The organism is Streptomyces caelestis (assembly GCF_001279005.1).
Classification (GTDB): domain Bacteria; phylum Actinomycetota; class Actinomycetes; order Streptomycetales; family Streptomycetaceae; genus Streptomyces; species Streptomyces heliomycini.
The window spans coordinates 44,756-51,727 of sequence record NZ_LGCN01000265.1; the positions used below are offsets into that span (position 1 = coordinate 44,756).

Here is a 6,972-nt window from a genome sequence, read left to right on the forward strand (position 1 = left end):
CGGCGACATGCACAGCAAGCGCGACCAAGTACAGGCGCACCTCTTCATCATGGGCCGGCTGGCATCGGCCATGCTGCGCTCGGAGCCCGACGCCCCGGAGAGCCCGCTGGGCCGGACCAACCGCGGCGCCGCGATCGGCGTGATCATCGCCGTGCTGGTGTGCGCCGGCGCCTTCGTCTTCGGACTCATCAAGCCCGGCGGCAACGACTCGTGGCGCTCGGGGGAGAACCTGGTCGTCGACAAGCAGACCGGCGCACGCTACCTGTACCTGGACGGGCGGCTGCGCCCGGTGCGCAACTACGCGTCGGCCCGGCTGGTCACCGGCGGCGACGTCGGCGTCACGACGGTGGGCACGTCCTCGCTGGCCGGCACCCCGCACGGAACGCCCGTCGGCATCCCCGACGGGCCCGAGGCGCTGCCGGGCACGGGCGACCTGGACCGAGGCCCCTGGCTGGTGTGTTCGGACGTCCTGCCGCGGACGACGGGCGTCGTCACGGCGACCACGACGCTCGCCCTCGGCGCCGACGCCCCGCAGGACGTGCCCGGCGGCAGGCGACTGGGCGAGGACGAGGGCATGCTGGTCACCGGCCCGGACGACGCCACGTACCTGCTGTGGCGGGGCAGCCGGCTGCGGCTGGACGAGCGGGCGAAGGCGGCCGAGGCCCTCGGGTACGGCGACGTCGCCCCGCGTCCCGTCTCCGCGGCGTTCCTCGACGCCTTCCCGCTGGGCCCCGACCTGGCCCCCGCCGACGTACCGGGCCGGGGCGGGAAGGGCCCCGAGCTGGCCGGGCGGAGCACCAGGATCGGGCAGCTCTTCAAGGTCGACGTGCCCGGCTCCGCCGCCCGCCACCACCTGCTCACGCGCGAGGGCCTGGTCCCCCTCACCGACACCGGCGCCACCCTCCTGCTGGGCGACCCGCGCACGCGGGAGAAGGCGTACGGCGGGGGCGCCGCGACCGTGGCGACGCTCGGCGCGGACACTCTGGCCGGGCACCTCGCACCCGACGCGCGGAGCGCGGAGTCGGCGAGGCTGCCCGCGACGCCGCCGAAGGCGGTCACCGTCGCCACCGGCTCGGTGGCCTGCGCCGAGGTCGACTCCGCGGACTCCGGCGTGCGGGTGGGCGCTTCGGTGCTGCCCGGGAGCGCCCTGCCCGAGCCCGTGCAGGCGCCGGCGCCCGAGGTCGAACCGGGCTGCCTGAAGGTCGACTCCATCGCCGTGCGGGCCGGAAAGGGCGCGCTGGTCAGGGCGTCGAGCGCGAGCGGCAGCGCGCTGGGCGACACCACGTACCTGGTGACGGACGAGGGCGTGAAGTACCGGCTGTTGTCCCAGGAGGCGGTGACGGCGCTGGGCTACGAGGGCGTCGAGGCGCGGACGATGCCGTCCCCGATGCTGGCCATGCTGCCCAGCGGCCCGGATCTGACTCCCGAGGCGGCGGCCGAGGGCGAGGCCCGGGTGACGCTGCGGTGCCCCGGGCGGTAGCGGACGGGAGGGGGTGGCCGGGCCCCCGCCGGTGATCGTCCGGAAGGGAAATTCTTGGCGTCCGCCCGGTCACTCCGCGTTAAGCCGGGCACCCGGCGGACGGCGCCGATGCCCGATCTGTCCGGCCGGACCCACCGCACCGCTCACATGAGCGGCGTGAATTCTGTTTCGTCGCTCAACTGAGCTTTCTCATGGGGGACTTCCCGCTTCGGTCGGTAATTGCCAAACAAGTTGCAGCCTGCATAGCATCTGGCCACCCCATGACTCCGGCGCGTCGTCCGCGATCGCGGGGAGCCCTGTCTGCCCGCAGGGTGAAGTGGGGGCCGCAGCCCGGTGAGTTGTGCCGAAAAGGGAGTTCTCTCATGGCCATGCAGCAGTCCGAAGAACGCGCGACCCGCAACGGGATCCTGGCGCTGGAGCAGGCCTTCTCCGGTGTTCAGCTCTGCCAGCAGGACGTGCAGAACACGTCGCACACGCTCGCCTCGAATTACGGCGGCGCGGACGGCGGAAAGTACAAGAAACTGCTGGAGCAGTGGGACGAGCACGTCGACACCATTCTGATCAACCTGGACCGGATGGTCGACGAACTCAACGGCACCCTCCGGGAGCACGGGCTGGTGCAGGGATCCAGCAACGACGCGATCGACGCGGAGTACTCGCGTTCCACGCAGGTCTTCGACGAGCTCAACGGCACCAACACGGCGTCGAACTGACCCTCGGCGCACCCGCCAGGCACTGATCCTTCCCCACTCGTCATTCTCCCGGTGAATCGAGGAATCCGATGGACTTCTCCGACGGCTACATCTACGTCGACTACAACCATGCCGAAGGCGCGGCGGACGACATGGTCAGCCAGTCCAAGGCGATCATGAGCATTCTGGCCAACCTGGAGATGGAGCTGGCCGAGCTCCGCAACAGCTGGATCGGTGACGACCGGGACGTCTACAGCGAGGTCCAGGCGAAATGGGACAACGCCGTCGAGAACATCAAGAACCTGCTCGCCAACCACTCCGGTCTGCTCACCGAGATCTCCAACAACTACCGGTACACGGAGCAGAACCTGTCGCAGCGGTGGGGCGACATCAGGATCGGCAGCCGCTGACGCCGGCCGGTGACGGAAGGGTGATCACGTGGCCGTCACGGTCCTCGACAGCACGTTCCTGAAGAATTTCATCAACAACCAGATCGACGGCTTCCGGACCTCCCTGGAGAACATCCTCAAGGACAGCCCGACCGCCGGACCGGCGATCTCGTTCATCGCGGACAGCATCTCGACCACGACGATCCTGTCCTCGAAGCCGCTCGTCCTCGGCCCCATGGGCGACGAGAACAGCTTGGTCGGCGGGGGGTCCCTGAACAAGGTCATCCGGCAGGGCGCGGGCGAGGTCGAGCGCATCCTGGAGGACCAGACGGTTCTCTTCGAGGACCTCGAACAGGCCTTGTGGGACACGATCGACGAACTGGCCAAGGCCCAGGGAAAGAATCTCGAGAACATCACCGCGGACGAGTTCATGGACATCTTCGAGGATGTCGACAGTGATCTCGACAATCCGGGTGGCACCGAAGAGGAAGAGTAGCGGAGTTCGGCGATGGCCAACCCCGAGGACAACAACGACGACTACTGGAAGAAAGCAGTCGACCTGCTCACCGGCTATGTTCTGCCGGAGCGGAAGACGTTGTTCGACACTCTCAAGGGCAACGACGACATCCCGATGATCCACGTCCGGGTGGAGGACGAGGGCGGTCCGGGCTATTCGTCGGGTTTCCTGTCCTCGGGTGGTTGGGGCACGCACAACACCAACTACACCATTCCGTACTACCAGCCGGCCGGAAACGGCACGGACGTCTCCGAAGGCAGCAACCTCTACCGGTACCGCGTGTACATCACCTTCCTCGCCACGCCCGCGGCCGCGCCGCCGAGCGGGGAGGACGTGATCGCGAAGTTCGAGAAGACGAGCAAGGTCCTGATGGACAAGGGCGGCTCGAACAGCGAGGGCGAGAAGCTCGACTGGGACACCAGCGCCCTGGTCCAGTACATCTACGGTTCCAAGGCTGCCCTCGACCAGTTGACGATGTGGCCCTACTCCACCCACGGATTCGAGAACCGCGGCATCAAGGTGGGCGACGGTACCTATGTCGACCTGCTCACCTTCACGAAGACGGCCCAGGCGTTCGACCGGGTGGTCAAGTTCTTCGAGGACAGCGCGGTCACCATCGGCACGTGGGACACCGAGAACATCGGAGAGGGCAGCGACTCCTGGGACGGTACGTCGGCCGCCATCTTCAAGGAGCTCATCCACAAGCTGGCCCGGAACTACGAGGGGTACGCCGACCAGCTCGACGGCAAGGGCACCGAGGGCTCCGCGGTCACCATCGACACGGTGACGGTGAGGTCCGAGCCGGCCCGGGCGCTGGCCGCGGCCCAGGGCGTCGTCCTCGAACAGGCGCAGAACCTGAGCGACGCCTGGGTGGCGTGGAGGGCCGAGAGCAATCCGCAGCGCTGGCTCTACGACATGCTGCAGGACGCCCGGCTGAAGCTCTTCGACACCCAGTTCGACAAGACGGACATCGACACGGTGTCCAGTGGCTCCGGGCCGTACACCACCTGGCACAACCACGTGGTGGCGACCGCCGGCTTCCGGAACGAGATCGTCATCGGGGAGAAGTCGTACGGCAAGCCGAGCGACATGACCACGTGGAAGGCGATCGCCGACGAGGCGGTGCGCCGGTGGGAGCAGTCCGTGCAGGACTGGCTCAGCACGAAGGGCGCCGAGGCCATCGTGGCCATCAACAAGGCGTTCAAGGAAGCCGAGAAGGCGTTCGACACCAGCATCACCGACAAGGACGACCGCCCCCTCTCCGAGATCTCCGCCAAGGAAGAGGCCGCCGCGGAGAAGAAGAAGGCGGAGGCCGAAGCGGCGGCGGCCAAGGCCCAGGCCGAGAAGGAGAAGGCCGAAGCCAAGGCGGAAGCCGAGAAGGAGAAGGCCGAGGCCAAGGCGGAGCGGGACAAGGAGAAGGCGGAGGCCGAGAAGGGGCCGAGGCCAAGGCGGAGCGGGACAAGGAGAAGGCGGAGGCCGAGAAGGAGAAGGCGGAAGCCAAGGCCGAGCAGGCCGCCGCCAAGGAAGAGGCCGAGAAGGAGAAGGCCGAGGCCAAGGCGGAGCAGGAGCGCGAGAAGGCCGAGGCCAAGGCCGAGCAGGCCGCCGCCAAGGCGGAGGCCGAGCAGGAGAAGGCAGCCGCCAAGGCCGAGCAGGAGGCCGCGAAGGAAGAGGCCAAGCGCGAGCAGGAGGCGGCCAAGGAAGAGGCGGCGAAGGAGAAGGCCGAGGCCAAGCAGGCGGCCTCCGAACAGCAGGCGTTCGTCCTCGCGCAGAACCAGAAGGCGCAGGACGAGGCGAAGAAGGAACGGGAACGGGCCGCGGCCCAGGCCGAAGCCGACCGCGCCGAGGCCAAGGCCGAGCAGGAGGCGGCCAAGGAAGAGGCGGCGAAGGAGAAGGCCGAGGCCAAGGCGGAGCAGGAGCGCGAGAAGGCCGAGGCCAAGCGCGAGCAGGAGGCCGCCAAGGCGGAGGCCGAGCAGGAGAAGGCCGCTGCCAAGGCGGAGCAGGAGGCCGCGAAGGAAGAGGCCAAGCGCGAGCAGGAGGCGGCCAAGGAAGAGGCGGCGAAGGAGAAGGCGGAGGCCAAGGCCGAGCAGGAGGCCGCCCAGGCCGAAGCGAAGCAGGAGCAGGCAGCCGCCAAGGCCGAGCAGGCGGCCGCCAGGGCCGAGGCGGAGCGCGAGCAGGAAGCGGCCAGGGCGGAGGCCGACGCCGAGCGGGAAGCCGCCAAGCGGGAACAGACCGACGCGCAGTCCAGGGCGGAGGCCCAGCAGGAGGAGGCCCGCCGCGAGGTCCTGCAGGAGAAGCAGCAGGCCCGGCTGGACGCCGAGAACGCCAAGGCCGACGCCCAGGCCGACTACGAGCAGCAGAAGGCCGAGGCCCGCGCCGAGCGCGACGCCGCCCTCCAGGAGGCCGACCGCCAGGAGGCGGCGGCGCGACAGGAGTACGAGCGGGAGAAGGCCGAGGCCCAGGAACAGCGGGACCAGGCGCGGCAGGACGCCGAGCAGGAACGGGCCGAGGCGCGCCGGGAGTACGAGCGCGAGATCGCCGGCGGCACCGACGAGAAAGAGGCCCGCGAGGAGTACGACCGGCGGATCGCCGAGATCGACGCCGCCGAACGGGAGGCCCTCGAACGGGCGGACGCCGCCGAGACCGAGGCCAGGAGCGAGTACGACCGGGCGAAGGCCGACGCCCAGGAGGAACGCGAGGAGGCGCGCACCGAGGCCGAGCAGGCGCGCAAGGACGCCAAGTCCGAGTACGACCGGCGCATGCGCGAGGTCCAGGCCGAGTACGACCGGATCAACGCCGACCAGAAGGACATCGACGAGCTGATCCGGCAGCGCATCGCCGACCTCCCCGAGCCCCCCGACCTCTCCGCCTACAACGGGGGCGGCTCCGCGGGCCCGTCGGGCTCCGCGTACTCCTCCGTGTTCGACGACAACCTCTACAACCAGGACGACCTCGCCTCGGCGCTCGGGCGTCCGCAGGGCGGCGACGCCCTGGCGGGCGCCTCCGCCGGCGGCACCGGCACCGGATCGGGGTCGCCGGGGATGTACCCGCCGATGACGCGCGGCATGGGCGGCGAGGCCGGCGGCAACTCCGGCGAGCGCACCCGGACCGTCATCGAGCCCACGGTCGGCCGCTCCGGCCGGACGGCCGCCACGAGGACCGTCGACGACGAGGAGCACCGCGTCGTCCCCAGGACCACGCAGACCAGCAGCAGCACGCCCTTCATGCCGCCCATGGGAGGCATGGGCGGTGCGGGGGACAGGCCGCAGACGGAGAGCGGGGACCGGGAACGGACCACATGGCTGGCCGAGGACGAGGACGTCTGGGGCACCGACGAGGGCGGCGCGCCGCAGGCGCTGGGACGCTGAGGGAAAGGGGAGCGGGATGAGTCAGCCGATGGAGGACCGGGTGGCCCAGGCGATGGCCCACCTCAAGGCGGCGGAGCAGGCCGCGGCCTCGGCACGCGCCGAACTGGACGCGGCGTCGGTCACCGCGCGTTCGGCGGACCGGTCGGTCCGGGTCTCCGTCGGCGCGAAGGGGGAGCTGACCAGTCTGGAGTTCCTCGACGGCAAGTACCGGACCATGGCCGCCGCCCAGCTCTCCGCGGCGGTGCTGGAGGCCGCGAACACGGCGCGGGCCGAGATGGCCCGCCGGGTCGTCGCCACGCTCGACCCGCTCACCAGGATGACCGCGCGCGGCGCCGCCCCGGAACGGATGGGCGTCGACTGGGAGTCCGTCTTCGGGTCGCTGCTCAGCGAGACCGCCGTGGCGAAGGGGCCCACGGCGATGAGCAGGCTCCGCGACGAGATCGTCGAGGACGACGAGGAACCCGCGGCCCCGCCCGGGGCGGCCCACGGCCGGGGCGACGGACGACGGGAACGGCAGGGGGGCGCGTAA

The 6,972-nt window shown here is 70.3% G+C and carries 6 protein-coding genes; all 6 read left to right on the top strand.

All coding sequences use genetic code 11. The annotated features are described in order from the left end of the window. The first annotated feature begins 7 nt into the window (after positions 1–7). The 6 genes from eccB (at position 8) to ADK41_RS36070 (ending at position 6,972) form a co-directional block, all read left to right on the top strand. Positions 8–1,480 (top strand): type VII secretion protein EccB, encoded by a 1,473-nt coding sequence (gene eccB / locus ADK41_RS36040; protein ID WP_030828666.1) that lies wholly within the window; start codon positions 8–10, stop codon positions 1,478–1,480. Positions 1,481–1,842: 362 nt separating this feature from the next. Next, positions 1,843–2,193 (top strand): hypothetical protein, encoded by a 351-nt coding sequence (locus ADK41_RS36045; RefSeq protein WP_030828669.1) that lies wholly within the window; start codon positions 1,843–1,845, stop codon positions 2,191–2,193. A gap of 68 nt (positions 2,194–2,261) precedes the next feature. Further along, positions 2,262–2,582 (top strand): WXG100 family type VII secretion target, encoded by a 321-nt coding sequence (locus ADK41_RS36050; RefSeq protein ID WP_030828671.1) that lies wholly within the window; start codon positions 2,262–2,264, stop codon positions 2,580–2,582. Positions 2,583–2,610: 28 nt separating this feature from the next. Continuing rightward, a complete protein-coding gene (locus ADK41_RS36055) occupies positions 2,611–3,057 on the top strand; it encodes a type VII secretion system-associated protein (RefSeq protein WP_051843224.1) in 447 nt (148 codons plus the stop codon). Positions 3,058–3,069: 12 nt separating this feature from the next. After that, on the top strand, positions 3,070–5,898 hold the full coding sequence (locus ADK41_RS44440) for an AAWKG family protein (RefSeq protein WP_432422511.1): 2,829 nt from the start codon (positions 3,070–3,072) through the stop codon (positions 5,896–5,898). A gap of 561 nt (positions 5,899–6,459) precedes the next feature. Further along, positions 6,460–6,972 carry a YbaB/EbfC family nucleoid-associated protein gene (locus tag ADK41_RS36070; RefSeq protein WP_078662006.1) on the top strand — a complete coding sequence of 171 codons (513 nt, stop codon included), beginning with the start codon at positions 6,460–6,462 and terminating at the stop codon, positions 6,970–6,972.

Coding starts and splice junctions, on each gene's coding strand:
- eccB (WP_030828666.1), top strand. CDS start 8: ATGCACAGCAAGCGCGACCAAGTACAGGCGCACCTCTTCATCATGGGC.
- ADK41_RS44440 (WP_432422511.1), top strand. CDS start 3,070: ATGGCCAACCCCGAGGACAACAACGACGACTACTGGAAGAAAGCAGTC.
- ADK41_RS36070 (WP_078662006.1), top strand. CDS start 6,460: ATGAGTCAGCCGATGGAGGACCGGGTGGCCCAGGCGATGGCCCACCTC.
- ADK41_RS36045 (WP_030828669.1), top strand. CDS start 1,843: ATGGCCATGCAGCAGTCCGAAGAACGCGCGACCCGCAACGGGATCCTG.
- ADK41_RS36050 (WP_030828671.1), top strand. CDS start 2,262: ATGGACTTCTCCGACGGCTACATCTACGTCGACTACAACCATGCCGAA.